The sequence below is a fragment of the Streptomyces sp. NPDC002889 genome (assembly GCF_042888425.1).
GTDB lineage: Bacteria > Actinomycetota > Actinomycetes > Streptomycetales > Streptomycetaceae > Streptomyces.
In genome coordinates, this window is record NZ_JBIAPT010000001.1 from 14,355 (window position 1) to 39,764 (window position 25,410).

The window sequence follows — 25,410 nt, forward strand, 5'->3', positions numbered from 1 at the left end:
ATCGGCAGGCGGGAATCGTGAGGATCTTCGGGAAGGTACGGCATCGGCCCTCCGCCTCGTGGCGGCAGGCCACCGACCGCGCGTTCACGCTGATCGGCGACGGCCGGTACGAGGACGCCGGCGCCCTGCTGACGCGCGCTGCGGACCTGGAGCCCTGGCTGTCCGAGTCCTGGTTCAATCTCGCGCTGCTGCACAAGTTCCGGCACGACTGGGAGCAGGCACGGGCCGCGGGCCTGCGCGCCGTCGCCCTGCTCGACAAGGAGACCGGCGCCCCGGACTGGTGGAACGTGGGGATCGCCGCCACCGCTCTGCAGGACTGGCCGCTCGCGCGCCGCGCGTGGCAGGCATACGGGCTCAAGGTCCCCGGATCCGCCGTTCCGCACGGCGAGCCCGTCGGCATGGACCTGGGCAGCGCCGCCGTCCGCCTCTCGCCCGAGGGCGAGGCCGAGGTGGTGTGGGGCCGCAGACTCGACCCCGCCCGTATAGAGGTGCTGTCCATCCCGCTGCCGTCCTCCGGGCGGCGCTGGGGCGAGGTGGTGCTCCACGACGGCGTACCGAACGGCGAGCGGATCACCAGCGCGGGGCCTTCCTACCCCGTCTTCGACGAGATCGAGCTCTGGGCACCGTCGCCCGTGCCCACCTGGGTGGTCCTGCTCGAGGCCGCCACCGAGTCCGACCGGGACGCCCTGGAGCGGCTGGCCGCCGACGCCGGATTCGCCGCCGAGGACTGGTCCTCCTCGGTGCGGCTGCTGTGCCGGGCCTGTTCCGAGAGCCGGATGCCGAGCGCCGAGGGCGAGGGCGAGCACCTCGACCCGCACGACCACAGTGAGCCGGGACACCCCGGGCCGCTGGGCCACCGCACGGCAGGTGATCTGTGGTCGCCCGAGCGCGAGTGCGGGATCGCGGCGCCCGCCGGCCTGGTCCGGGGCCTGCTGGACGGCTGGGTCGCGGACAGTCCGGACTCCCGTGAGTGGCGGGATCTCGAGGAAGTCTGCTGAGTCCTGCCCGTAGGCTGTACGGACACAGGAGTGACCGGGCATCGGGTCGGGCAACGGGTAGTGAGAAGGGCGTACGGCTGACATGGCGTCGCAGCAGTCGCAGCAGGAGACGGACCAGCAGGTCAACGATGGTTTCGTCGTGGACACGGAGAACTGCGAGGAGCGCGAGCAGGCGTACTGCGAGCGCGGCGCCGCGCGGCCGATCACGGTCGTCGGCAACCCAGTCCTCCACAAGGAGTGCAAGGACGTCACCGAGTTCGACGACAAGCTCGCCGCGCTGATCGACGACATGTTCGCCAGCCAGCGCGCGGCGGAGGGCGTGGGTCTGGCCGCCAACCAGATCGGCGTGGACCTGAAGGTCTTCGTCTACGACTGCCCCGACGACGAGGGCGTACGTCACACCGGCGTCGTGTGCAACCCGGTCCTGGAGGAGCTGGCTCCGGACCAGCGCGTGCTCGACGACTCGAACGAGGGCTGCCTGTCCGTGCCGACGGCGTACGCGTCGCTGGCCCGTCCCGACTACGCGGTGGTGCGCGGCCAGGACGCCCGAGGCAACCCGATCAAGGTCCGCGGCACCGGGTACTTCGCGCGCTGCCTGCAGCACGAGACGGACCATCTGTACGGGTACCTGTACATCGACCGGCTCTCCAAGCGCGACCGCAAGGACGCGCTGAGCCAGATGGCCGAGGGCACACCGCGCTACCCGGTCGTCGCCAACGATTGACCGCTCGGACACACCACGGCCCCGCTCACGTCGAGTGGGGCCGTTGCCGTGGGGGAGGGCGCCATTGGGTCGACAAATGACGCCGGGGCAGGGGCTGTTGACGCGCGTCAACCGGCCCGCCAGTCTCTGCCGTACACCTCTCTCACGGTATGGAGGCTCGATGTTCCGACGAACCGCACGACTGTTGGTCGCTATTGTCATGCTCATGGCTGCATCGCTGGCCGGGGTCGTGGCGGCGGCCGGCGCCGCCCGGGCGGACGGCTGCTACACCTGGTCGCGCCCCCTCTCCCAGGGCACTTCCGGCGCCGATGTCACCCAGCTCCAGATCCGGGTCGCCGGATATCCGGGGTACGGAGCGGTCCTCGCGATCGACGGCGACTACGGCCCGGCGACCGCCGCGGCGGTCAAGCGCTTCCAGTCCGCCTACGGTCTCCCCGCGGACGGCGTCGCCGGGACCGGCACCTTCAACAAGATCTACGCCCTTCAGGACAGCGACTGCACCCCGATCCACTTCAGCTATGCCGAACTCAACGACTGCAACACCACCTGGGCCGGCGGCGCGGTGAGCGCGGGAACCGCCAAGTCCAACGCGCTGCGCACCATGTGGAAACTGGAAGCCATGCGGCACGCGCTGGGCGACCAGCCCCTCACGGTGACCAGCGGCTTCCGTTCGCAGGCATGCAACGACGCGGTCGGCGGGGCGGCGGGCAGCCGCCATCTGTACGGTGACGCCGCCGACCTCGGAGCGGGACCGCACTCCCTGTGCAAGCTGGCCCAGCAGGCCCGCAACCACGGCTTCAACGGGATTCTGGGGCCGGGCTATCCGGGCCACAGCGACCACACCCATGTCGACCACCGCGCGAGCCGATACTGGTCCGCGTCGAGCTGCGGGATCTGACCGAGAGGCCTTCCCGCGCCGGCCCTTCCTTCACCGGGTACGCCGGGCACCTCGGAACGACGGCCGGCCGCGGGAACCGGAACGTTCCGCCCGGAGCAGGGCCCAGCAGGCGGCCGCTCCCGCGGCCCCGACCGCGTACCAGAACAGATCGGGAGCATCGAAGGAGGTGCCGAGGACGAGCCGGGCGAAGGTGCTGTGAGCGGCGAGCCCGGCCGGGACACCGGTGAGCTGGAAGAACTCCACGGCCCAGCTGACGCCCAGCGCGATCCCGGCCGCCCGCCAGGGCGTCACGCGCGGGGCGCACACCACCACGAGGGTGAGGACCAGCACCGTGTAGAGCGCGTCCCCGCGTACTCGGCGGCATCGCCCGTCGCCGCGGACCGGATTCCCAGGCCCGCGGCGACGGTCAGCGGCGCGGCGGCGCACGCCATGAGCCATGTTCGAACCGGACCGTCCATGGCGCGCACCCCGTACGGCACCGGTCAGAAGTCCTCGTCCAGGTCGACCGACCCCTCGACCGCGACCTGGTACGCCGACGGGCGGCGCTCGAAGAAGTTCGTCAGCTCCTGGACCCCCTGGAGCTCCATGAAGGAGAACGGGTTCTCGGAGCCGTACACCGGGGCGAAGCCCAGCCTGGTGAGGCGCTGGTCGGCGACGCACTGCAGGTACTCGCGCATCGACTCGGTGTTCATGCCCGGCAGGCCGTCGCCGCACAGGTCCTGTCCGAACTGCAGCTCCGCCTCGACGGCCTCTTGCAGCATGTCGGTGACCTGTTGCCGGAGCTCGTCGTCGAACAGCTCCGGGTCCTCCTTGCGGACGGTGTCCACGACCTCGAAGGCGAAGTTCATGTGCATCGTCTCGTCCCTGAACACCCAGTTGGTGCCGGTCGCCAGACCGTGCAGCAGGCCGCGGGAGCGGAACCAGTAGACATACGCGAACGCGCCGTAGAAGAACAGGCCCTCGATGCAGGCCGCGAAGCAGATCAGGTTCAGCAGGAAGCGGCGGCGGTCGGCCTTCGTCTCCAGGCGGTCGATCTTCTCGACGGAGTCCATCCACTTGAAGCAGAACTGGGCCTTCTCCCGGATCGACGTGATCTCCTCGACCGCGTCGAAGGCGGCCGCCCGGTCGTCCGGGTCGGGGAGGTAGGTGTCCAGCAGCGTCAGATAGAACTGGACGTGCACAGCCTCCTCGAAGAGCTGGCGGCTCAGATACAGCCGCGCCTCCGGGGAGTTGATGTGCTTGTAGAGGGTGAGCACCAGGTTGTTGGAGACGATCGAGTCGCCCGTCGCGAAGAACGCGACCAGGCGGCCGATCATGTGCTGCTCGCCCGGGGAGAGCTTGGCGAGGTCGGCGACGTCGGAGTGGAGGTCGACCTCCTCGACGGTCCATGTGTTCTTGATCGCGTCCCGGTAGCGCTCGTAGAAGTCCGGGTAGCGCATGGGGCGCAGAGTCAGTTCGAAGCCGGGGTCAAGCAGGTTCTTCTCGGGGGTGACCGTCGGCGCGGAGCGCCGTCCGTCGGGGGTGGTGGCCGGGTGACGGGTGGGCATTACTGGCAGGCCTCGCAGGACTCGGGGTTTTCCAGGGAGCAGGCGACGGCGTCGGGTTCGGCCGCCTGCTGTACGGGGATCGGCGTGGCGGACCGGGCCGCGCGGGCGATCCGGGTCGCCGGCCGGGAGCGCAGGTAGTACGTCGTCTTCAGGCCCTGCTTCCAGGCGTACGCGTACATCGAGCTGAGCTTGCCGATGGTCGGCGTCTCCAGGAACAGGTTCAGGGACTGCGACTGGTCGAGGAACGGGGTACGGGCCGCAGCCATGTCGATGAGGCCGCGCTGCGGGAGTTCCCAGGCGGTGCGGTAGAGCGCGCGTACGTCTGCCGGGACCCAGTTCAGGCCCTGCACCGAGCCGCTGGACTCGCGCAGCGCCTCGCGGGTCTGCGCGTCCCACACGCCCAGCTTCTTCAGCTCGTCCACCAGGTACGAGTTGACCTGAAGGAACTCACCGGACAGCGTCTCCCGCTTGAAGAGGTTGGAGACCTGCGGCTCGATGCACTCGTACACGCCCGCGATCGACGCAATGGTGGCGGTCGGCGCGATGGCGAGGAGGAGCGAGTTGCGCATGCCGGTCGTGGCGATGCGTTCACGCAGCGCGGCCCAGCGCTCGGGCCAGTTGAGCTCGACGTCGTAGTGGTCGGGGTGCAGCACGCCGCGCGCTGCGCGGGTCCGCTCCCAGGCGGGCAGCGGGCCGTTGCGCTCGGCAAGGTCGCAGGACGCCTCGTACGCCGCCAGCATGATCCGCTCGGCGATGCGGGTCGACAGGGCCTTCGCCCCGTCCGAGTCGAAGGGCAGCCGCAGCTTGAAGAAGACGTCCTGGAGGCCCATGGCGCCGAGGCCCACCGGGCGCCACCTGGCGTTGGACCGGCCCGCCTGCTCGGTCGGGTAGAAGTTGATGTCGACGACACGGTCGAGGAAGGTCACGGCCGTACGGACGGTCTCGTCCAGCCGTTCCCAGTCGATCACTTCCTCCCCGGCGCCGGCGTCGTGGGTGACGAAGGCGCCCAGGTTGACCGAGCCGAGGTTGCAGACCGCGGTCTCCCCGTCGTCGGTCACCTCGATGATCTCGGTGCACAGATTCGAGGAGTGGACGACCGTGCCGGGCTCGGCGGTCTGGTTCGCCGTGCGGTTCGAGGCGTCCTTGAAGGTCATCCAGCCGTTGCCGGTCTGGGCGAGCGTACGCATCATGCGTCCGTAGAGCTCACGCGCCGGGATGGTGCGCCGGGCGAGCCCGTCCGCCTCGGCCTTGCGGTACGCGGCGTCGAAGTCGTCGCCCCACAGGTCCACCAGCTCAGGGACGTCCGCCGGCGAGAACAGCGACCAGTCGGCGTCCGCGTTCACCCGGCGCATGAACTCGTCCGGGATCCAGTGCGCCAGATTGAGGTTGTGCGTACGCCGCGCCTCCTCGCCGGTGTTGTCGCGCAGTTCCAGGAACTCCTCGATGTCCGCGTGCCAGGTCTCCAGATAGACGCAGGCCGCGCCCTTGCGGCGGCCGCCCTGGTTGACGGCGGCGACCGACGAGTCCAGCGTCCGCAGGAACGGAACGATGCCGTTGGAGTGACCGTTGGTGCCGCGGATGAGTGAACCGCGGGAGCGGATGCGGGAGTACGAGAGCCCGATGCCGCCCGCGTGCTTCGACAGCCGCGCCACCTGGTGGTAGCGGTCGTAGATGGAGTCCAGTTCGTCCAGCGGGGAATCCAGCAGATAGCAGGACGACATCTGGGGGTGGCGGGTACCGGAGTTGAAGAGCGTGGGGGAGGACGGCAGGTAGTCGAGCCGGCTCATCAGCCCGTACAGTGCGGCCACTTCGTCGAGGGCGCGGACCGACTCGTCCTCGGCAAGGCCTGCGGCCACGCGCAGCATGAACTGCTGCGGGGTCTCGATGACCTTGCGGGTGATCGGGTGGCGCAGAAGGTAGCGGCTGTAGAGCGTGCGCAGGCCGAAGTAGCCGAACCGGTCGTCGGCGCCCGGGTCGACGAGCGCGTCCAGCCGGGCCGCGTGCAGCGTGACGAACTCGGCCGTACGATCCGCGATCAGGCCCTCGCGGTGTCCTACCGCGACCGAGGCGGAAAACGACACCGAGCCCTGCCCGGCCGCCTCTTCGGCGATGGTGCGGGTCAGCAGACGGGCGGCGAGCCGGGAGTAGGAGGGGTCCTCGGAGATCAGCCCGGCGGCAGCGTCGGTGGCGAGGGAGTGCAGTTCGGCCTCGTCCGATCCGGAGTGCCGGCCGCGCAGTGCGGCGGCGGCGACCCGGCCCGGGTCGGTGTCGGGCAGATCGGCCGTGAGGTCGGTCAGGGTCCGCAGCAGCGCGGTCCCGGGACCGTCGGCCGCCTGCTCGACGGTTCCTGAAACCGGATCGGCTGGCGCGATCGTCACGTGGTGCTCCCTCGCTCGGATCCGGTTCGGCGGGGGAGGGGGAGGGCCGTGGGGCGTACGTGCCGCATCGGGGCAGCACGGCGCACGGCGTCCACCGGCCCAACCGCGAGGCCCGGACGTCCTGGCACCCGGATCGGTCGAACCGGATGCACCGTCGGCAGGTGCTCGGACTCGCGGGTACGGCAAAGCGCACCACAGCACACCGTTGCGGGACAGTTCCGGATTTTCACCGGATTCCCCTGCGGCGACAGCGAGCATGAGCATACATGTGGGGGCGGCTCATTGCGTCACCCCCCACATGTTGTGTCAGGAGGTATGTGAGACGCCCCAAAGATCCTGGGCGTCCGCCAACAGGCCGATACCGGGGACGCCTTCCCCGTCCTGTGCGAAGGGCCGCCGCATTCCCGGGCGGGAGATGCGACGGCCCTTGGCCCGGTGACAGAACGGTCAGTGGCCCGCGCCCGCTGTCGCCGCCGGGAGTTCCACCGTGACGCCGGGGTCGCCCGCGTCCGCCGTGTAGTCGGAGGGGCTGGTCTCGTCGACGCCGTCGGGGGCCTTGGCCGCCCGCAGGACGAAGGTGAGGGCCACGGTGACAACGACGTTCAGCACGAACGCGGTGAGGCCGATGTAGCCGATCTCGCCGATGCCGGGGATCTGGGCGGAGGAGCCGCCGAAGTGCTTCTGGGTGGGGCTCGCGACACCGTAAGCGGCCGCCGTACCGTAGACCATGCCGACCGCCCAGCCGGCGAGCAGCGCCCAGCGGTGGAACCAGCGGGTGAACAGACCGCCGACCAGGGCCGGGAAGGTCTGCAGGATCCAGATGCCGCCCAGCAGCTGGAAGTTGATGGCGACGGTCTTGTCCATGGTCAGGACGAAGGCCAGTGCGCCGACCTTCACCAGCAGCGAGACCAGCTTGGACACCTTGGTCTCCTGCGCCGGGGTCGCGTCGGGCTTGATGAAGTCCTTGTAGATGTTCCTGGTGAAGAGGTTCGCCGCGGCGATCGACATGATCGCCGCCGGCACCAGGGCGCCGATGCCGATGGCAGCGAAGGCCACGCCCGCGAACCAGGCCGGGAACATGTTCTCGAACAGCTGCGGGATCGCCAGCTGGCCGTTGGTCACCTTCACACCGGCCGCGATCGCCATGAAGCCGAGCAGCGCCAGCAGGCCCAGCATCAGCGAGTACAGCGGCAGGATCGTGGTGTTGCGGCGGATCACCTCGCGGCTGCGCGAGGACAGCGTCGCGGTGATCGAGTGCGGGTACATGAACAGCGCGAGCGCCGAGCCGAGCGCCAGCGTGGCGTAACCCCACTGGCCGAGTTCGCCGGGTACCAGCGCGCCGGCCGGTTTGCCTGTCGCCTCGTTGATCGTCGCGAACTTCTCACCGGCCTTGGCGAAGATCTCGTCGAAGCCGCCGAGTTTGATCGGGATGTAGATGATCGCCACCGCGATCACGATGTAGATCAGGGTGTCCTTGACGAAGGCGATCAGCGCCGGGGCACGGAGCCCGGAGGAGTACGTGTACGCCGCCAGCACACCGAAGGCGATCAGCAGCGGCAGGTCCCTGACGAACCAGTGGGTGGTCTCACCGCCGCCGACCCCCATCACGTCCAGCACCGCCTGGATACCGACGAGCTGCAGGGCGATGTACGGCATCGTGGCGAGGATGCCGGTGACGGCGACCGCCAGGGACAGGCCCTTGGAGCCGAAACGCCCGCGCACGAAGTCGGAGGTGGTGACGTACCCGTGCTTGTGCGACACCGACCACAGCCGCGGCAGGAAGGTGAAGATGAGCGGGTAGACGAGGATCGTGTAGGGCACGGCGAAGAAGCCGGCCGCGCCCGCCGCGTAGATGGCCGCGGGGACGGCGACGAAGGTGTACGCGGTGTAGAGGTCGCCACCGAGCAGGAACCAGGTCACCCAGGTGCCGAACGACCGGCCGCCCAGGCCCCATTCGTCGAGGCTGTGCTCGTTCTCGGCCTTGCGCCAGCGCGCGGCCAGGAAGCCCACGGCCGTGACGGCCAGGAAGAAGAAGACGAAGACGCCGAGTGCGACGCCGTTCACGCCGTCGTTCACTGCGACGCACCGCCCTTGCGGGCGCGCTGGTCACGCTGCCACAGCTGGTACGCGACCATCGTCAGCGCGGTCGACAGCAGGACCCAGAGCATCTGGTACCAGTAGAAGAACGGCATGCCGATGAACGTCGGCTCGACCTTGGCGTAGGAGCTCACCCAGAGCATCGCCACGAAGGGCGCGATGAGGCAGAGGGCGATGACCACCCGCACCGGTGTGACGGCGGGCTGGTTCAGTTCGGGCGCTTGTGGCGGTTCGGGCGCTTCGGGCGCCTCGGGCACTGCGGACATCGTTGTCTCCGTCCCATGCTGATCACCTGTACCTGTAACGCGCAGGGAAATGTAGGCGAGGCTTTCGAACCGAGTCACCCCCGTCCGCATATCGGTACGGCAACGACTGCGCTCAGGCTCTGGGCACGGCGGAGGAAACCGCGACATAGCGCCGCGACGTCCGTCGCGGCGCCATGCGGTCGAGGGCGGTCCGGGCCGGGGGCCGGGGTGCTGCGGCCCCCGCCCTCAGTCCTGTGGACGCTGCAGCCTCGCCACGAACTTGTAGCGGTCGCCCCGGTACACCGACCTCACCCATTCCACCGGCTCGCCCTGCGCGTCCAGCGAGTGGCGCGAGAGCATCAGCATCGGAAGGCCCACGTCCGTACCGAGCAGGCCGGCCTCGCGCGGGGTGGCCAGGGAGGTCTCGATGGTCTCCTCCGCCTCGGCCAGGCGGACGTCGTACACCTCCGCGAGCGCGGTGTAGAGCGAGGTGTACTTCACCAGGCTGCGGCGCAGCGCCGGGAAGCGCTTGGCCGACAGATGCGTGGTCTCGATGGCCATCGGCTCACCACTGGCCAGGCGCAGCCGCTCGATGCGCAGCACCCGTCCGCCGGTCGAGATGTCCAGCAGTCCGGCCAGCGTGTCGTCGGCCGTGACATAGCCGATGTCCAGCAGCTGCGAGGTGGGTTCGAGGCCCTGGGCGCGCATGTCCTCGGTGTACGAGGTGAGCTGGAGCGCCTGCGAGACCTTGGGCTTGGCGACGAACGTGCCCTTGCCCTGGATGCGTTCCAGCCGGCCCTCGACGACCAGCTCCTGGAGTGCCTGGCGCACGGTGGTGCGCGAGGTGTCGAACTCGGCGGCGAGTGTGCGCTCGGGCGGTACGGGCGTGCCGGGGGGCAGCGTCTCCGTCATGTCGAGCAAGTGCCTCTTGAGCCGGTAGTACTTGGGCACGCGTGCGGTACGGGTCTGTGCCCCGCCCTCGTTGTCCGTGCCGCCCCCGTCCGTGGCCATACCCCGCCTTCCCGACTGCTGCGATCCTGCCGTCACCGGCTCCTCCGTCTGTAGCGGCTCACATGGTGGCACGGACCGGCCGCAGGTCGTCGCCCTCCCTCAGGTGTCGGTCCGATAACGGACACGACAGCCCTTCTTATACACCCTTGACACCCCTAAAGGTCTAGGCCAAGCTCCCGGTACTGGTCTAAACCACTAGAGGCCAGGTCCCAGCCCCACGAGCAGTACTCGGCGTATTGCCTCCGTATGTCTTCGCGGTGGGCGGGGGGTTGCAGCATCCCTGAGGAGGATGGCGTGAAGCGCAAGCTCATCGCGGCGATCGGCGTCGCGGGCATGATGGTCGGCATTGCGGCGTGTGGGTCCGACAGCGAGAAGCCGGGGGACAAGGCCGGCGGCGACGTCAAGGAGATCACCGTCTGGCTGACGGTCGACGCCCAGAACAACTGGCCCGACCTCGTCAAGGCGGCCGACGACGCGGTGGTCAAGAAGCACCCGGGCCTGAAGATAAAGCACGAGTACTACGGCTGGCCGGACAAGAACGCCAAGCTCGACGCCGTACTCGCCACGGACAAGGCTCCGGACGTGGTCGAGATGGGCAACACGGAGATGCTCGGGTACACGGTCAAGGGTGCGTTCGCCGAGATCGACCCGTCGAAGTTCGACCAGTCCGACGCCTGGCTGGACGGCCTCAAGGAGTCCGTCACCTACGACGGCAAGACCTACGGTGTCCCGTACTACGCCGGTGGCCGCGTGGGCAACTGGCGCAAGGACGTCGCCGCCGAGGCCGGTGTGAAGGCTCCGCCGAAGACGTACGCCGAGCTGACCGCCGCCCTCGACAGGATCCAGAAGAAGAAGGGCGCCAAGTTCAGCGCCTGGTACCAGCCTTCGCCGGACTGGTACGCCGCGATGTCCTTCGTCTACGACGCGGGCGGCGCCATCGCCACAAAGGACGGCGGCCAGTGGAAGGCGAGCCTCTCGTCCCCTGAGTCCCTCAAGGGCCTGAACGAGTACAAGAAGATCCTCGACTCGTACATGAAGGCCGACAAGACCAAGGACGAGTCGGACCGTTACATCGTGTACGGCCAGGGCAACGCCGGCATGATCTTCGGCGCGGCCTGGGAGGGCGCCACCGCCGAGGACCCGAAGAACGACAAGACCGGCAAGCTCAAGGGCAACCTCGAGAACTTCGTGATGCCCGGCCCGTCCGGCAAGAACATGCCCGTCTTCCTCGGAGGCTCCGACCTGGCCGTCCCGGTCAAGTCCAGGGCGCAGGACGTCGCGGCCGAGTGGATCAACGCCTTCACCGGCGCCCAGGGCCAGAAGGGTCTGCTCGCCAAGGGCAACCTGCCCAACAACAAGACGGACCTCGCGACCCTCAAGAACGACCCGAAGACGGTCGTCCCCGCCACCGCGGCCGAGTCCAGCTGGTTCGTGCCCATGGCACCGGGCTGGGGCCAGGTCGAGAAGGCCCAGACCCTGAAGACCATGCTCCAGGAGATCGGCACGGGCAAGAAGTCGGTCGAGGACGCCGCGAAGGCCGCGGACGCCGCGATCGACAAGGTCATCAACACCAAGTGACCTTGCCGCAGGGCCCCGTCGGGCGACGACGGGGCCCTGCTCCCGTACGAGGAGAGGGACCGCTGAGGAGCGCCGGATGAGTGCCGCTGAAACAACCACTGCCAAGGTGCCGCCCGCGCGGCCGTCGACAGCCCCGAAGGCCGGGGCCGGGACCGGGGGAGCCGGAAAGCCGGGGAAGCAGCGGCGCACGGGCGGGGCCGCGCTGCCGTGGACCCTGCTCGCGCCCTGCCTGCTCGTCCTCCTGCTGGTCCTCGGATATCCGCTGGTCCGGCTGGTCACCCTCTCCTTCCAGAAATTCGGGCAGCCACAGCTGTGGGGCTTCCAGGAGGCCGAATCCGTCGGCTTCGCCAACTTCACGAGAATCCTCGGGGACGGTGAGTTCTGGGCCGTCGTCGTCCGCACGGTGATCTTCGCCGGCGGCGCCGTCGTCCTCACCATGGTGCTCGGCATGCTGATCGCCCTGCTGCTGCAGCGCGTCTCCGGTTGGGTGAAGACCCTCATCAACATCGCGCTCGTGGCGAGCTGGGGCATGCCCATCATCGTCGCCACCGCGATCTTCAAATGGCTCTTCGACACCGACTACGGCGTTCTCAACTGGCTGCTGAGCCGACTGCCCGGCGTCGACATGATCGGGCACAACTGGTTCGCCAGTGGCACGCAGGGTCTCGCGGTGATCATGCTGTTGGTCGTGTGGGGCGCCGTGCCCTTCGTCGTCATCACGCTCAGCGCCGGACTCACCCAGGTGCCCAGGGAACTCGAAGAGGCCGCCCGCCTGGACGGCGCCGGCTCCTGGGGCGTCTTCCGCTATGTCACCCTGCCGGTCCTCAAGCCCATCATCGTGATGCTCACGACGCTCTCGCTCATCTGGGACATGGGCGTCTTCCCGCAGGTCTTCGTGATGCGCAACGGCCACCCGGAGGCCGAGTTCCAGGTGCTCACGACGTACTCGTACGACAAGGCCTTCGTGGTCAACGACTACGGCGGCGGCTCGGCGATCGCCCTCGTCACCGTGATCCTCCTGCTCGGCGTGGTCGCCGTCTACATGCGCCAGATGCTCAAGATCGGAGAGGTGGAGTGACCACGAACGCCGCGGCACCCGCTGCCGTACGCCGTCCCGGGAAGGCCGGCCACCCCGGCAGGCCCACCAAGCCCCGCAAGAGCAGGGCGGGCTGGAATCTGCTCGGCCTGCTGGTCGTCGTCATCGCCGGCTTCCCGGTCTACTGGATGCTCAACACGGCCTTCAAGCCGGCCAAGGACGCGATCGACCCCGACCCGCACTTCTTCCCCAGGACGTTCACCCTGGAGAACTTCGAGCGCGCCTTCGACGTCGCCGACTTCTGGGGGCCGGTCGGGCGCAGCCTGACCGTCTCGCTCGCCGTGGTCGCCATCGGCGTCGTGGTCGGCATGCTGGCCGCGCTCGCCATCTCCCGGTTCGCCTTCCGCGGCCGCAAGATCGTGATCGTGGGCATCCTCGCCGTCCAGATGGTGCCCCTGGTCGCCATGATCATCCCGGTCTTCCTGCTGCTCAACGACCTCGGTCAGTACGACAGACTCACCGGCCTGATCATCACGTATCTGACCTTCATCCTGCCCTTCACGGTGTGGACGCTGCGCGGATTCATCGTCAACATCCCCAAGGAACTGGAGGAGGCGGCGATGGTCGACGGCTGCACCCGCACCGGCGCCTTCGTCCGCGTGGTCTTCCCGCTGCTTGCCCCGGGCATGGTGGCCACGTCGGTGTACGGGTTCATCCAGGCCTGGAACGAGTACCTGTACGCGCTGATGCTGATGAGCCAGCAGAACCAGACGGCCACCGTCTGGCTCGGCAACTTCTCCACCAAGCACGGCACGGAATACGCACCGATGATGGCCGGTGCCACGATGATGGCCGTCCCCATCGTGATCCTCTTCCTCCTCGTCCAGCGCAAGATGGCCGCGGGCCTGACGGCCGGCGCAGTGAAGGGATGACGCCGCCCCATGACGACTCTTCTGCGTGGATCCTCGGGCACCCTCACCCGTGACGCCCTGACCGTGCTTCAGCCCGGCTTCATCGGCACCAGCGCGCCCGACTGGCTGCTGCGCCGGATCGGTGAAGGACTCAGTGCCGTCGGCCTGTTCGGCCGCAACATCGCCACCCCGGAACAACTCGCCGCGCTCACCGCACAACTGCGGGCCGAGCGGGACGACGTGCTCGTCGCCATCGACGAGGAGGGCGGTGATGTCACCCGCCTCGAGGTGCGCACGGGATCGTCCTTTCCCGGCAACTACGCGCTCGGGTGCGTGGACGACGTCGACCTGACCCGGGCGGTGGCGCGTGAACTCGGCCGCCGGCTCGCGCGGTGCGGGGTCGACCTCAACTGGGCACCCTCCGCCGATGTCAACTCGAACCCCGACAACCCGGTCATCGGCGTCCGGTCCTTCGGGGCCGGCACGGAACTCACCGCCCGGCACACCGTCGCGTACATCGAAGGCCTCCAGGCCGCCGGAGTCGCCGCCTGCACCAAGCACTTCCCCGGGCACGGCGACACCAATGTGGACTCGCACCATGCGCTGCCCCGCATCGACGTGGATCCGGACACGCTGCATGCCCGTGAGCTGCTGCCCTTCCGCGCGGCCATCGCGGCGGGCTCCAAAGCGGTGATGAGCGCGCACATCCTGCTGCCCGCGCTCGACCCGCACCGTCCCGCGACCCTGAGCCCGCGGATCCTCACCGGGCTGCTGCGCGAAGAGCTGGGCTACGAAGGGCTGATCGTCACCGACGGCATGGAGATGCAGGCCATCTCGTCGACGTACGGCATCGAGCGCGGCTCCGTCCTCGCGATCGCCGCCGGGGCCGACGCCATCTGCGTCGGTGGCGGCCTGGCCGACGAGGGGACCGTACTGCGCCTGCGCGACGCGCTGGTCGGCGCGGTACGGGACGGCGAACTGCCCGAGGAGCGGCTGGCCGACGCGGCGGCGCGAGTGCGCACTCTCGCCGACTGGACGCGACGGGCCAGGAGTGCCTCGGCAGAGCCCGGCGCGGCGACGGAGGCAGGGGTCCCGGGCTCCGACATCGGGCTGGTCGCCGCGCGCCGCTCGGTACGGGTGACACCGGGGGAGGTGCCGTACGGGCCGCTGACCGACGCCCCGTACGTCGCCGCCTTCACGCCGGTCGCCAACATCGCCGTCGGCGACGAGACCCCGTGGGGTCTCGCCTCGGAACTGGCCGCGATGCTTCCGGGCACAGGGACCGGCACCTACGGCGCCGGGACCGATACATCCGCATTGGTGGCAGATGTGCTGGCGGTCGCGGCGGACCGTAGGATCGTCGCTGTAGTACGCGACGTCCACCGCCACCCCTGGATGGCCGAGGCCCTGGACGGCCTGCTCGCGGCCCGCCCCGACACGGTCGTGGTCGAAATGGGCCTGGACCGGGCCGCACCCAAGGGGGCCCTGCACATCGCGACCCACGGCGCCGCCCGTGTCTGCGGACGCGCCGCCGCGGAGGTCATCACCGGCCGGGGGGCCGGAGCCTGACCGATGCGGACCTGCCGTGCCGGGCGAGTGCCCACAGGCCCTCTGCGCCCGGCACCCGGAGCGTCCCTGGAGGCACCCAGCATGTCCGACACGATGCCTGCCGAGAACAGCGAGCATCCGGGCCGGATCATGGCCGGCGAGATGGCGGAGCAGCCCGCGGTGCTGCGGCACATCATCGAGGAGGGTGCGCCCGCGATCCGTGAGGTGGCCGCCGCGATCGCGGCGAAGCGCCCGCGGTTCGTGCTGCTGGCCGCACGCGGCACGTCCGACAATGCCGCGCTGTACGCGAAGTACCTGCTGGAGATCCGGCTCGGGCTGCCGTGCGGGCTGACGTCCATGTCCACGACGACGGCGTACGGGGCCCGGCCGGACCTCACCGACGTCCTGTTCGTCACGGTCAGTCAGTCCGGCGGCTCGCCGGATCTGGTGGCCTCGGCGAACGCGGCGCGGGAGGCCGGCGCGGTCACCCTCGCGGTGACCAACAACCCTCGGTCCCCGCTGGCGGCGGTCTGCGAGTTCCAGATCGACATCCTGGCGGGTCCGGAGAGGGCGCTGCCGGCCACCAAGACGTACACCGCCTCGCTGCTCACCCTCTACTTCTTCGGGGAGGGCCTGCGCGAGAGAGAGGGCTTCGCGGCGAAGATGCTGCCGGAACTGGCGGCGCGCATCCTGGACCGCCGCGACGAGGTGCGCCGGCTGGCCGCGCGCTACCGCTTTGCCGAGCGCATGGTCATCACCTCGCGCGGCTACGGGTACCCGACGGCGAAGGAAGCGGCGCTGAAGCTCATGGAGACCAGCTACGTCCCGGCCCTGGCGTACTCCGGCGCGGATCTGCTGCACGGCCCGCTGGCCATGGTGGACAACATCTCCCCGGTCATCGCGATCGTCCCCGACGGCAAGGGCGGCGAGGCGCTCCAGCCGGTCCTCGACCGGCTGCGCGGCCGTGGCGCGGACCTGATGGTCGTGGGCCCCGCGAAGAACGTCGAGGCGGCGTCGGCGGGCTTCGTCCTGCCGACGCACGGTGTCCCCGAGGAACTGCAGCCGATCCTGGAGATCCTGCCCCTGCAGCTGCTGGCCTACGAGGTCACGATCGCCCGCGGCCAGGACCCGGACGCCCCGAGGGCGCTGGCGAAGGTGACGGAGACGCGCTGAGCTTCATCCCTGCCCCCAAGGGGGTTTGCGTCGCTGCGCGCGGGGGCCTCGCGTTGCGCCTTCCCGGCAGCGGCGTCGGCGCTTCGCGCGCGAAGGAGCAGGTCGCCGCGTCGCTGGGCAGCGGCAGCGGAACAGGCAGGTGGTACTGAGGAGCTCGGTCGGTCGTCGGCGCGGGTTCGCGGGACGGAGTCCGGCCGACGGCCCGAAGCTTCTGAGGCTCCTGGGGCCGAGCAGTGCGAGGGGCGCAGAAGAAAGGGGGCCACCCGCGGGCCGCGGCGCCGTGACGGGACCCTCGACCCGTCCGGCACCGCAGCCCGGAGCTCCCGGCCGAGGGGTGTGCGGTCCCGTTCGGCCGTGCAGGAGGTCTCGGCGCAGTCAGGGCAGAGAGCGCCGGTACCCCGGTCCACCCTCCTGTGCGGGGAGGGTGGAGGCTTCGTGTACTTCATTGTGGACTAGACCATTTTTCCTGTCCATCCTCCTGCAGAGCATAGTTGGCGGCCCGTACCCCACCACGGGCGGACGGGGAAACCGGTTCATCACACAGGTACGCTCGCACATGTGCCCTCCATGAATGACCTCGTCCGCCAGCACACCGCTCTCAGCGAGTCCGACCTCGAATGGCTCCATCTGCTGGTGTCGGAGTGGCAGCTGCTCTCCGACCTCTCCTTCGCCGACCTGGTCCTGTGGGTCCCCACCCGCGACGGCAGCCGCTATGTCTCCGTTGCCCAGATGCGGCCCAACACCGGGCCCACCTCCTACCACGACGACATGGTCGGCCAGTTCGTCCCCCGTGGCCGCCGCCCGCTGCTGGACGCCGCGCTCGACGAGGGCCGGATCGTGCGCGAGGGCGACCCGGAGTGGCGCGAGGAGGTCCCCGTACGGGTCGAGTCCATCCCCGTACGCCGTGACGGCCGCGTCCTCGGCGTCATCGCCCGTAACACGAACCTGCTCACTGTGCGCACCCCCTCCCGCCTGGAGCTCACCTACCTCCAGTCCGCGTCGGACCTTGCCCAGATGATCGCGGCAGGTGCGTTCCCCTTCCCCGGCCAGCAGGTCGACATGGACGCCTCCCCGCGCGTCGGCGACGGGCTCATCCGGCTCGACGCCGACGGCGTCGTCCAGTACGCGAGCCCCAACGGCCTGTCCGCGTACCACCGCCTGGGTCTCGCCTCCGATCTGGTCGGCCAGCACCTCGGCCAGATCACCGCCGAACTCGCCCCGTCCCGCGGTCCGGTCGACGAGGCCCTGGTCAAACTCGCCAGCGGTTACGCACCCCGCGAGACCGAGGTCGAGTCCAACGGCGGGGTGATCCAGCTGCGGGCCATTCCGCTCAAGCCCAAGGGTGTACGGATCGGTTCCCTGGTCCTGCTGCGCGATGTCACCGAACTGCGCCGCCGGGAGCGGGAGTTGATCACCAAGGACGCGACCATCCGGGAGATCCACCACCGGGTGAAGAACAACCTGCAGACGGTCGCCGCGCTGCTGCGGCTGCAGGCCCGGCGGATGGATTCCGTACGCGGCCGCGAGGCGCTCAACGAGGCGGTCAGGCGGGTCGGCTCGATCGCTATCGTGCATGAGACGCTGTCTCAGAACCTGGACGAGCGGGTCGAGTTCGACGAGATCGCGGACCGGGTGATCGCGATGGTGGCGGAGATCTCGCCGGGCAAGGTCGAGTGCCGGCGCACCGGACGCTTCGGCATCCTGGACGCCGAGATCGCCACGCCGCTGTCCATGGTGCTGACCGAGGTGCTGCAGAACGCCCTCGAGCACGCCTTTGCGCAAGGGGAACAGGGCTCCGTGGAGGTCGCCGCGGTCCGCGGCGATCTGGGCGTGGATGCCGGCCGGCTGCTGATCACCGTCCAGGACGACGGCCGCGGACTGCCCGAGAACTTCGACCCGCAGCGGGCGGGCAACCTGGGGCTGCAGATCGTACGAACCCTGGTGGAAGGGGAGTTGGGCGGAACCTTCGACATGGTCCCGGTCCCGGAGCCGGGCCGCGGCACCCGGGTCGTCCTCGACATCCCCGTACCCGGCAAGCGTTAGGAGCTTTTGGATCATGCCTGGTCCACAAGCCCCCTGACCCACTGCCCTCCCGGCGATGTCGCCGGGCCCGCACACAGCGAAGAGCCCCGGACCGTGGATCACGGTCCGGGGCTCGAAGCTCACGTTGCTCGCATGTGCGAGATGCGCATTCGGGGTACTGCGCGCTGCGGCTCGGGGGCGGTGAGTGCGTACTCGCTGTACGCGCCGCCGGCTGAGGCTCGTAGCAGGGGGCGTCAGGCGCTGGCGTTACGTGCCCGGTTGCGAGCGGCGCGGCGCTTCATTGCGCGACGCTCGTCCTCGCTGAGGCCACCCCAGACGCCGGAGTCCTGGCCGGACTCGAGCGCCCACTGCAGGCACTGCTCCATGACGGGGCAGCGACGGCAGACGGCCTTGGCTTCCTCGATCTGCAGCAGCGCAGGACCGGTGTTGCCGATGGGGAAGAAGAGCTCGGGGTCTTCCTCGCGGCAAACGGCGTTGTGACGCCAGTCCATGGCTGCTACCTCTCCTTGGTATTACGTGCGGGTTGCTTGTGAATGTGAACGCTTTCACGAATCCCCCCACCAAGGAAGGGCCGACTTCCGGTTTGCCCGGTGTGGTCCTGGGTTCGAGGAGGGGTTCCGGCGGTCTGTGGGGCCGATGTTGCGGGCCGTCCCGATCGCCATGTAGAGATTCGCAAACCTCGGCGGCGGATACAACCCCTTCCGGAAAGTTTTTTTTGATTCCTCGGTGTCGACTAGGTCACAGCCGTACTTCTATGGGGTGGAGGCCAGCCCATACGTTCGAGATAAAGGACTTTCGGCCCTTCCACTCACACAATCACACGCAGTGCACGGCGAACGCCTGTGAACGTCACGCTGGTGCGCAGCCCAAGGTGGTCACCGTCCATCTGGAAGGGGAGTGGGACCTTGGAATGCAAGGTGAAGTCGGTGAGGTCGTGCAGGGCGACGGCGTGCTTGCCGTGCGGACCGCGCTCGGGGGTGGAAGTGAGCAGCTGGGTCGCGTACCGGGCCACGGCGGGCGCCGAGAGTCTGGACAGTCCGAGCACGTCGAGGGCCGTGTCGAAGGAGGCGTCCGGGGACGCGTACACCGGGCGGTTGCCCAGGTAGGTCCAGGGCGAGGTGTTGCAGACTATGGACAGCACCAGGTCGGTCACCGGGTCGGCGCCGGGATGCTCCAGCGTGATCATGCCGTGCCGGCGGTGGGGCTCGTCCAGGAACTGGCGTACCGCCTGGCGCACGTAGAGCGCGTGGGTGGAGCGTCTGCCGCGCTCGCGGTGCTGTTCGACGCGGCCGACGACACCGGCGTCGAAGCCGAAGCCGGCGCAGAAGGTGAACCAGCGCTGCGGGACGCCCTCGTCCTCCGTACCCGGAGTACCGGCCGCCAGGCCGAGGCCGACCGTCCGCTCGGTCCGGTCGCGCAGCGCGTCCAGGATGGCACCGGTGGCCTCGACGGCGTCGTTGGGCAGCCCCAGTGCGCGGGCGAAGACGTTGGTGGAGCCGCCGGGGACGACGGCGAGGCGGGGCAGGCTGTCGGGGTCGGGGCCCTCGTGCAGCAGTCCGTTCACGACCTCGTTCACGGTGCCGTCGCCGCCGAGGGCCACGACCAGGTCTATCTCGCCGGACCCGGCGGCCCGCCGGCCCAGGTCGCGGGCGTGCCCGCGGTACTCGGTGGTGACGGCCTCCAGCTTCATCTCGCTGGCGAGCGCATGGATCAGCACGTCACGGGTGCGGGCACTGGTGGTGGTTGCTGCCGGATTGACCACGAGGAGTGCGCGCATGCGATGCAGCGTACCTACTGAGGGGTACCTGGCCCAGCCCGGGTTCCGGGCCCCCGCTCCCGGGCTACCCTGCTGGGGTGAGTGATGAGCAGAGCCCCCGCCCCACCCGTCTGACCGCCGCGGCCGCGGTGTGCGCCGCGGAAGGCCTGGCCCTGGCCGCGGGCGGCCTCTACATGCTCGTCATGGGGCTCCTGGGCCGCCCCGACAGCCCCTCCCAGGCGGAGACGGGCGGACTGACCCTGATCGCTCTCGGCGCGATCCCGCTCGCGGCTGCCCGCGGCCTGCTGCGCCGCCGCAGCTGGAGCCGGGGCCCGGCGATCATCACTCAGCTGATCGCCCTGATCCCGGCCTGGACCCTGCTGCGCGCCTCGGGCGTCCTGATCCCGGTGGGCGTCGTGCTCGCGGCGGTGGCGGTGACGGGCCTGTTCCTGCTGGTCAACCCGACGACGACCGAGGCGCTGGGCATCGGGGACACGCGCACCGACGCGTAGCGCCCGCACGGCATCCCGCGAGGCGCCGGCCCCGCCACGCGGATGCCCGGCCGCGGGCGGCGGCAGGTACCGGTGCCGCGGCCCGCAGGCCGGGTCGCCTCTGCCACGCGGTCCGGGGCCGCGCCCCGGGACCTACTCCTCGACCAGGAGCTTCTCGCGGAGCTGGGCCAGGGTGCGGGCCAGCAGGCGTGAGACGTGCATCTGGGAGATGCCCACCTCCTGCGCGATCTGCGACTGGGTCATGTTGCCGAAGAAGCGCAGCAGCAGGATCCGCTTCTCCCGTGGCGGGAGGTCCTCCAGCAGCGGCTTGAGGGATTCGCGGTACTCGACGCCCTCAAGGGCCTCGTCCTCCGCGCCGAGGGTGTCCGCCACCGCCGGGGACTCGTCGTCCGTGTCGGGGACGTCCAGGGACAGCGTGGAGTACGCGTTCGCCGACTCCAGGCCCTCCAGGACCTCCTCCTCCGAGATGCCCAGGCGCTCGGCGAGCTCGTGCACCGTCGGTGAGCGGCCGTGCTGCTGGGAGAGTTCCGCGGTCGCCGTGGTCAGGGCGAGCCGCAGCTCCTGCAGACGCCGCGGTACCCGGACCGCCCAGCCCTTGTCGCGGAAGTGGCGCTTGATCTCGCCCACCACCGTCGGGGTCGCGTACGTCGAGAACTCGACCCCGCGCTCCGGATCGAACCGGTCCACCGACTTGATCAGACCGATCGTCGCGACCTGGGTCAGGTCGTCCAGGGGCTCCCCGCGATTGCGGAACCGCCGCGCCAGGTGCTCGACGAGCGGCAGATGCATCCGTACGAGCTGATTGCGCAGCTCCGCCCGCGCGGGCGACCCGTCGGGCAGCTTGCGCAGCTCGATGAACATCGCCCGCGCTCCGCTGCGGTCATGGGGCTGGTGCTGCTGCTGTGGCTGCTCGTGCTGCTGCTCGCTCATCCGGTCCGCCCTCCCCCAGAGGTTCGCCTGGGAGGTACCCCCATCCCGCTCCTGCTCCGCCGCGTCCGTCCGGCCGTCAGGTCCGTCCACCGCCGGATGCGGCCGCGCCTGCTGGTCCGGGATGCCGGCCGACGTGCTCAGCACCCGGGGGCCGCGCTCCTCGTCCTGCGTCATCGGACCGTCCCCGTTTCCGTTGCTCACGCCGGCCCGGGTCCCGCGCCGCGCTGCTTGTACAGGCTGATGGAAACCGTACGGTCCTCGGCGACCGACGAGTCGACCTTGCCGGCCAGCGCCGACAGCACGGTCCAGGCGAAGGTGTCACGCTCCGGCGCCCGGCCGTCCGTGGTCGGAGCCGAGACCGTCACCTCCAGCGAGTCGTCGACGAGCCGGAACACACAGCTCAGGACGGACCCGGGTACGGCCTGCTGGAGCAGGATCGCGCACGCCTCGTCGACCGCGATCCGCAGATCCTCGATCTCGTCGAGGGTGAAGTCCAAGCGCGCTGCGAGGCCTGCGGTGGCCGTACGCAACACGGACAGGTAGGCACCCGCAGCGGGCAGCCGGACTTCCACGAAGTCCTGGGTCCCGGGCTCGCCTGCGATCTGGGACACCCTCACCTCCAAGGTGGCACAAGCTCTTTCGGGGCTTCGGGAAAAAGCTCCCGGAGCCTTGCGGTACGTAGTCGATACGTAGCCGGTACTGGCCCGGCGACGCTATCGCGATCCATGGTGCCGTGTCGCCGGGACCCCTGCCGACGGCTGTCACTCATGGTAAGTCTACGAGTACGGACAGTGGCTAGAGGTCTGCGCCGCCCAATTGAGCGGATCCGGCGGATGGTTGACGTACCCAGACGTCAGACGATCGAACCGTCGACAAAGCACCACCGCCAGGGCTGGCCCGGCTCGAAACTGCGCATCACCGCATGCGCCGTCTCCTCGAAGTGCCCGGTCGCATGCCGCAGCGGCGAGGAGTCGCAGCAGCCCACATGTCCGCAGACCAGACACATGCGCAGCTGCACGGGGTGGCTGCCGACCGCACTGCACTGCGGACACGTGTCGGACAACGGCACGGGCTCGGGGCGCGGCAGTTCTGCTACATGCGGGCACTCGCTCATGATTGCCAGATTACGACGCAGCCGACGGACGAGGTGGGTGTGGTGGACGCATTGCCACTGGTGGGGCTGATTGCCGCGAGCGCCGCTGTCGCGGGAGTGGCGCGCAGGACACCCGTACCCGCTCCGCTGCTGCTGGTGACGACCGGACTGCTCGCCTCCTTCGTGCCGGGCGTGCCGGACTTCACCCTCGACCCCAGCATCGTGCTGCCGCTGGTGCTCCCTCCGCTGCTGCACACCGCCGCGCTCGAAAGCTCCTACCTCGACCTGCGCGCCAACTGGCGACCCATCGCGCTGCTGTCGGTCGGCTATGTCCTCTTCGCGACGGTGGCCGTCGGCTACATCGCCTATCTGCTGGTGCCCGGTCTGCCGCTGCCCGCCGCGCTGGTGCTCGGCGCGGTGATCGCACCGCCGGACGCGGTCGCCGCGACCGCGGTCGCCCGCCGCTTCGGACTGCCCAACCGGATCACCACGATCCTGCAGGGCGAATCCCTGCTGAACGACGCCACCGCGATCACCGCGTACAAGGTCGCGCTGGCTGCCGCGATCGGTGAGGGCGCGAGCTGGGTCGGCGGCATCGAGGAGTTCGCGCTGGCCTCGATCGGTGGCGTCGGCGTCGGACTGGCGCTGATGGTCCCCATCCACTGGCTGCGCACCCATCTCAAGGAACCCCTGCTCCAGAACACCCTCTCGCTGCTCATTCCGTTCGTCGCCTACGCGGCGGCCGAGCAGGTGCACGCGTCCGGAGTGCTCGCGGTGGTCGTCGTCGCGCTGTATCTGGGCCATCACTCCTGGCAGGTCGACTTCGCCACCCGGCTCCAGGAGGAGGCCGTGTGGAAGATGGTCGGCTTCCTCCTGGAATCCGCGGTCTTCGCCCTGATCGGGCTGCAGCTGCAGTACGTCGTGAAGGACCTCGGCGCGTACGGAGTCGACAGGGCCGTCTGGTACGCGGTCGCGGTCCTGGTGGCCGTCGTGGTGATGCGCTTCGTCTGGGTCTATCCGGCCACGTTCCTGCCGCGCTTCCTGTCGCGACGGGTCAGAGCGCGGGAACCGGACACGAACCGGGCCGCGGCGCTGATCGTCAGCTGGGCCGGGATGCGGGGCGTGGTGTCGCTGGCGATCGCGTTCTCGATCCCGATGACGACCTCGGACGGCGAGCCCTTCCCGGATCGCAGCCTCATCCTCTTCCTCACCTTCACGACGGTGATCGGCACCCTGTTGCTGCACGGACTGACCCTGCCGCCGCTGATCCGCGTGCTGAAGCTGCCGGGCCGCGACGTGTACGCCGAGACACTGGCCGAGGCGCAGGCGCAGAGCGAGGCGTCCCGGGCGGCCGAGGAGCAGCTGGAGGAGCTTCTGGCGGACCCGCGCAACACCCTCCCGCAGCCGCTCGCCGAGCGGCTGCGCACCGTGCTGGAGCGCCGGCGCAACTCCGTCTGGGAGCGGCTCGGCGCGGTCAACGAGGAGACCGGCGAGTCCGCGGACGACACCTACCGGCGCCTCGCCCGGGAGATGATCGCCGCCGAGCGTGAGGTCTTCGTCGACCTGCGCAACCGTCGCCAGATCGACGACGAGATGATGCGCACGCTGCTGCGCCGCCTGGACCTGGAGGAGGCGGCGGCGTTCCGGGAGGACTCCTGACGCCTGGCCCGACGGGCGGCGGATCTCCGGGAGGACTCCTGGCGCCCGGTGGCGGGCGGGTGCCGGCCGGGACCGGCCGGGGCGCTGCTGCGGCAGCGGGGCGGGCGACCGCGCCCGCGAGCGCCTGACGTGACCACGTGAGAATGGGTGGGTGACCCGGGAAGAGCTCGACATCGCCGCCGCACTGCGGCCGCGGCTGCCCTCGCCGCTGCTGCCGGTGCCGGACGAGCGCTTCGCCCGGCACGGCGTACGGCTGCTGCTCAAGCGCGAGGACCTGATCCACCCCGATCTTCCGGGCAACAAGTGGCGCAAGCTGGCCCTGAATCTGCGTGTTGCCGAAGGGCGCCCGGTGCTGACGTTCGGCGGCGCGTACTCCAACCATCTGCGCGCGACCGCCGCCGCGGGGCGGCTGCTCGGCTTCCCCACGATCGGCGTCGTACGCGGCGACGAACTGGCAACGCGACCGCTGAACCCGTCGCTGTCCCGGTGCGCGGCCGACGGTATGCGCCTGGTGTTCGTCGACCGCGCGACCTACCGCGCCAAGGACGACCGCCAGGTGCTGGCCCGGATCCTCGACCTGTCGTCGGCCGGCGATGCATACGTGGTCCCCGAGGGCGGCAGCAACGCCCTCGCCGTGCGCGGCTGCGTCGAGCTCGGCCGTGAGCTGCGTGGCCTCGCGGATGTCGTCGGCGTCGCCTGCGGAACCGGCGGCACCCTCGCCGGGCTTGCCGCCGGCCTCGGCGACGACCAGCGTGCGCTCGGCTTCCCGGTTCTCAAGGGCGGGTTCCTCGCCGACGCGGTGCGGGGCCTGCAGACCGAGGCGTTCGGCGGTCAGGCCGGCCATTGGTCGCTCGACGAACGCTTCCACTGCGGCGGCTACGCTCGTACCACCCCCGAACTCCATGCTTTTGCCGAGGACTTCGAGTCCCGTCACGGGCTGCCGGTGGAACGCGTCTATGTCGCCAAGATGCTGCTCGGCCTCACGACCCTCGCCGAGGAAGGGGCCTTCGCGCGCGGCACGACGGTCGTCGCGGTGATCACGGGCGACGAGGACAGCCGCCCGCGCCCCACGGACTGAGAGTCGGCAAGCCGGCGCCGAGGGCGGTGGCCGGGACCGGTCCCGGACCGCCGGGCGGACAGCCCCGGGCCCGGCGACATGGCACACCGGTCACCTCGTTCGGACGGTGCGCGAGCCGGTCCGCCCACTGCCCTGGTGCGGCGGTTCCAGTCCCACTCATTTGTGTGATGGCGGGCTCACGCACCGTACTGGAAG

The 25,410-nt window shown here is 69.9% G+C and carries 22 protein-coding genes, 1 pseudogene and 1 riboswitch; of the genes and pseudogenes, 12 read left to right on the forward strand and 11 right to left on the reverse strand.

Translation table 11 applies throughout. The annotated features are described in order from the left end of the window. The first annotated feature begins 17 nt into the window (after nt 1-17). From ACFYWI_RS00075 to ACFYWI_RS00085, 3 genes are all read left to right on the forward strand, one after another. Complete coding sequence (locus ACFYWI_RS00075; RefSeq protein ID WP_389222984.1) at nt 18-998, forward strand: tetratricopeptide repeat protein; 981 nt, start codon at nt 18-20, stop codon at nt 996-998. Nucleotides 999-1,080: 82 nt separating this feature from the next. Next, nucleotides 1,081-1,722: a peptide deformylase gene (gene def, locus ACFYWI_RS00080; protein WP_389222987.1), complete on the forward strand. Its 642-nt coding sequence runs from the start codon at nt 1,081-1,083 to the stop codon at nt 1,720-1,722. A 160-nt stretch (nt 1,723-1,882) separates the two neighbouring features. Then, nucleotides 1,883-2,620, forward strand: coding sequence for a D-Ala-D-Ala carboxypeptidase family metallohydrolase (locus ACFYWI_RS00085; RefSeq protein ID WP_389222990.1), 738 nt, complete (start codon nt 1,883-1,885; stop codon nt 2,618-2,620). Nucleotides 2,621-2,650: 30 nt separating this feature from the next. Here the strand turns inward: ACFYWI_RS00085 and ACFYWI_RS00090 are convergent. The 6 genes and pseudogenes from ACFYWI_RS00090 to ACFYWI_RS00115 all read right to left on the reverse strand — a co-directional run bounded on the left by ACFYWI_RS00090 (nt 2,651) and on the right by ACFYWI_RS00115 (nt 9,898). After that, nucleotides 2,651-3,078 (reverse strand): annotated as a pseudogene (locus tag ACFYWI_RS00090) (DUF2809 domain-containing protein). A gap of 24 nt (nt 3,079-3,102) precedes the next feature. Continuing rightward, nucleotides 3,103-4,059, reverse strand: a complete 957-nt coding sequence (locus ACFYWI_RS00095; protein WP_389224394.1) for a ribonucleotide-diphosphate reductase subunit beta — start codon at nt 4,057-4,059, stop codon at nt 3,103-3,105. A gap of 107 nt (nt 4,060-4,166) precedes the next feature. Further along, nucleotides 4,167-6,545 (reverse strand): ribonucleoside-diphosphate reductase subunit alpha, encoded by a 2,379-nt coding sequence (locus tag ACFYWI_RS00100; RefSeq protein WP_389222993.1) that lies wholly within the window; start codon nt 6,543-6,545, stop codon nt 4,167-4,169. Nucleotides 6,546-6,683: 138 nt separating this feature from the next. Continuing rightward, nucleotides 6,684-6,816: riboswitch (cobalamin riboswitch) on the reverse strand. Between the two features lie 176 nt (nt 6,817-6,992). After that, the gene (mctP, locus tag ACFYWI_RS00105) at nt 6,993-8,621 is read right to left on the reverse strand and encodes a monocarboxylate uptake permease MctP (protein WP_389222996.1); all 1,629 of its coding nucleotides are present in this window, start codon (nt 8,619-8,621) and stop codon (nt 6,993-6,995) included. Beyond that, nucleotides 8,618-8,908, reverse strand: coding sequence for a DUF3311 domain-containing protein (locus tag ACFYWI_RS00110; RefSeq protein WP_389223000.1), 291 nt, complete (start codon nt 8,906-8,908; stop codon nt 8,618-8,620). Before ACFYWI_RS00110 ends, mctP begins: the two co-directional genes overlap by 4 nt. Before the next feature lie 225 nt (nt 8,909-9,133). Then, complete coding sequence (locus tag ACFYWI_RS00115; protein ID WP_389223003.1) at nt 9,134-9,898, reverse strand: GntR family transcriptional regulator; 765 nt, start codon at nt 9,896-9,898, stop codon at nt 9,134-9,136. A 294-nt stretch (nt 9,899-10,192) separates the two neighbouring features. Between ACFYWI_RS00115 and ACFYWI_RS00120 the strand changes: the two genes are divergently transcribed. From ACFYWI_RS00120 to ACFYWI_RS00145, 6 genes are all read left to right on the forward strand, one after another. Then, nucleotides 10,193-11,476 (forward strand): extracellular solute-binding protein, encoded by a 1,284-nt coding sequence (locus tag ACFYWI_RS00120; protein ID WP_389223006.1) that lies wholly within the window; start codon nt 10,193-10,195, stop codon nt 11,474-11,476. A 76-nt stretch (nt 11,477-11,552) separates the two neighbouring features. Next, the gene (locus ACFYWI_RS00125) at nt 11,553-12,554 is read left to right on the forward strand and encodes a carbohydrate ABC transporter permease (RefSeq protein WP_389223009.1); all 1,002 of its coding nucleotides are present in this window, start codon (nt 11,553-11,555) and stop codon (nt 12,552-12,554) included. Continuing rightward, complete coding sequence (locus ACFYWI_RS00130) at nt 12,551-13,444, forward strand: carbohydrate ABC transporter permease (RefSeq protein ID WP_389223012.1); 894 nt, start codon at nt 12,551-12,553, stop codon at nt 13,442-13,444. Before ACFYWI_RS00125 ends, ACFYWI_RS00130 begins: the two co-directional genes overlap by 4 nt. Before the next feature lie 9 nt (nt 13,445-13,453). Continuing rightward, nucleotides 13,454-14,992, forward strand: a complete 1,539-nt coding sequence (locus ACFYWI_RS00135) for a glycoside hydrolase family 3 protein (protein ID WP_389223015.1) — start codon at nt 13,454-13,456, stop codon at nt 14,990-14,992. Nucleotides 14,993-15,073: 81 nt separating this feature from the next. After that, nucleotides 15,074-16,144 (forward strand): SIS domain-containing protein, encoded by a 1,071-nt coding sequence (locus ACFYWI_RS00140; protein ID WP_389223018.1) that lies wholly within the window; start codon nt 15,074-15,076, stop codon nt 16,142-16,144. Nucleotides 16,145-16,711: 567 nt separating this feature from the next. After that, nucleotides 16,712-18,187 carry a histidine kinase N-terminal domain-containing protein gene (locus ACFYWI_RS00145; protein WP_389224396.1) on the forward strand — a complete coding sequence of 492 codons (1,476 nt, stop codon included), beginning with the start codon at nt 16,712-16,714 and terminating at the stop codon, nt 18,185-18,187. A 233-nt stretch (nt 18,188-18,420) separates the two neighbouring features. Here the strand turns inward: ACFYWI_RS00145 and ACFYWI_RS00150 are convergent, their stop codons facing one another. Together ACFYWI_RS00150 and ACFYWI_RS00155 are read right to left on the reverse strand one after the other, a co-directional pair. Further along, nucleotides 18,421-18,678, reverse strand: coding sequence for a WhiB family transcriptional regulator (locus tag ACFYWI_RS00150; protein WP_003953983.1), 258 nt, complete (start codon nt 18,676-18,678; stop codon nt 18,421-18,423). Nucleotides 18,679-18,995: 317 nt separating this feature from the next. Continuing rightward, nucleotides 18,996-19,964: a diacylglycerol/lipid kinase family protein gene (locus tag ACFYWI_RS00155; RefSeq protein ID WP_389223021.1), complete on the reverse strand. Its 969-nt coding sequence runs from the start codon at nt 19,962-19,964 to the stop codon at nt 18,996-18,998. A 77-nt stretch (nt 19,965-20,041) separates the two neighbouring features. On the opposite strand from ACFYWI_RS00155, the gene ACFYWI_RS00160 reads away from it, so the two are divergent. Beyond that, a complete protein-coding gene (locus ACFYWI_RS00160) occupies nt 20,042-20,455 on the forward strand; it encodes a hypothetical protein (RefSeq protein WP_389223024.1) in 414 nt (137 codons plus the stop codon). 132 nt (nt 20,456-20,587) lie between these two features. Here the strand turns inward: ACFYWI_RS00160 and ACFYWI_RS00165 are convergent, their stop codons facing one another. From ACFYWI_RS00165 to ACFYWI_RS00175, 3 genes are all read right to left on the reverse strand, one after another. Further along, complete coding sequence (locus ACFYWI_RS00165; RefSeq protein WP_389223027.1) at nt 20,588-21,559, reverse strand: RNA polymerase sigma factor SigF; 972 nt, start codon at nt 21,557-21,559, stop codon at nt 20,588-20,590. A gap of 23 nt (nt 21,560-21,582) precedes the next feature. Further along, on the reverse strand, nt 21,583-21,996 hold the full coding sequence (locus ACFYWI_RS00170; RefSeq protein WP_138053254.1) for an anti-sigma regulatory factor: 414 nt from the start codon (nt 21,994-21,996) through the stop codon (nt 21,583-21,585). A 242-nt stretch (nt 21,997-22,238) separates the two neighbouring features. Then, nucleotides 22,239-22,499 (reverse strand): UBP-type zinc finger domain-containing protein, encoded by a 261-nt coding sequence (locus tag ACFYWI_RS00175; protein ID WP_389223032.1) that lies wholly within the window; start codon nt 22,497-22,499, stop codon nt 22,239-22,241. 42 nt (nt 22,500-22,541) lie between these two features. Between ACFYWI_RS00175 and ACFYWI_RS00180 the strand changes: the two genes are divergently transcribed. Together ACFYWI_RS00180 and ACFYWI_RS00185 are read left to right on the forward strand one after the other, a co-directional pair. Next, a complete protein-coding gene (locus tag ACFYWI_RS00180; RefSeq protein WP_389223035.1) occupies nt 22,542-24,137 on the forward strand; it encodes a Na+/H+ antiporter in 1,596 nt (531 codons plus the stop codon). A gap of 151 nt (nt 24,138-24,288) precedes the next feature. Then, nucleotides 24,289-25,215, forward strand: a complete 927-nt coding sequence (locus ACFYWI_RS00185; protein WP_389223038.1) for a 1-aminocyclopropane-1-carboxylate deaminase/D-cysteine desulfhydrase — start codon at nt 24,289-24,291, stop codon at nt 25,213-25,215. Nucleotides 25,216-25,410 lie beyond the last annotated feature (195 nt).

Excerpts from the sequence above, each read along its gene's own strand:
- def (WP_389222987.1), top strand. The coding sequence starts at position 1,081 with ATGGCGTCGCAGCAGTCGCAGCAGGAGACGGACCAGCAGGTCAACGAT.
- ACFYWI_RS00085 (WP_389222990.1), top strand. The coding sequence starts at position 1,883 with ATGTTCCGACGAACCGCACGACTGTTGGTCGCTATTGTCATGCTCATG.
- ACFYWI_RS00095 (WP_389224394.1), bottom strand. The coding sequence starts at position 4,059 with ATGCGCTACCCGGACTTCTACGAGCGCTACCGGGACGCGATCAAGAAC.
- ACFYWI_RS00110 (WP_389223000.1), bottom strand. The coding sequence starts at position 8,908 with ATGTCCGCAGTGCCCGAGGCGCCCGAAGCGCCCGAACCGCCACAAGCG.
- ACFYWI_RS00115 (WP_389223003.1), bottom strand. The coding sequence starts at position 9,898 with ATGGCCACGGACGGGGGCGGCACGGACAACGAGGGCGGGGCACAGACC.
- ACFYWI_RS00125 (WP_389223009.1), top strand. The coding sequence starts at position 11,553 with ATGAGTGCCGCTGAAACAACCACTGCCAAGGTGCCGCCCGCGCGGCCG.
- ACFYWI_RS00135 (WP_389223015.1), top strand. The coding sequence starts at position 13,454 with ATGACGACTCTTCTGCGTGGATCCTCGGGCACCCTCACCCGTGACGCC.
- ACFYWI_RS00140 (WP_389223018.1), top strand. The coding sequence starts at position 15,074 with ATGTCCGACACGATGCCTGCCGAGAACAGCGAGCATCCGGGCCGGATC.
- ACFYWI_RS00145 (WP_389224396.1), top strand. The coding sequence starts at position 16,712 with ATGAATGACCTCGTCCGCCAGCACACCGCTCTCAGCGAGTCCGACCTC.
- ACFYWI_RS00150 (WP_003953983.1), bottom strand. The coding sequence starts at position 18,678 with ATGGACTGGCGTCACAACGCCGTTTGCCGCGAGGAAGACCCCGAGCTC.
- ACFYWI_RS00155 (WP_389223021.1), bottom strand. The coding sequence starts at position 19,964 with ATGCGCGCACTCCTCGTGGTCAATCCGGCAGCAACCACCACCAGTGCC.
- ACFYWI_RS00165 (WP_389223027.1), bottom strand. The coding sequence starts at position 21,559 with ATGACGCAGGACGAGGAGCGCGGCCCCCGGGTGCTGAGCACGTCGGCC.
- ACFYWI_RS00175 (WP_389223032.1), bottom strand. The coding sequence starts at position 22,499 with ATGAGCGAGTGCCCGCATGTAGCAGAACTGCCGCGCCCCGAGCCCGTG.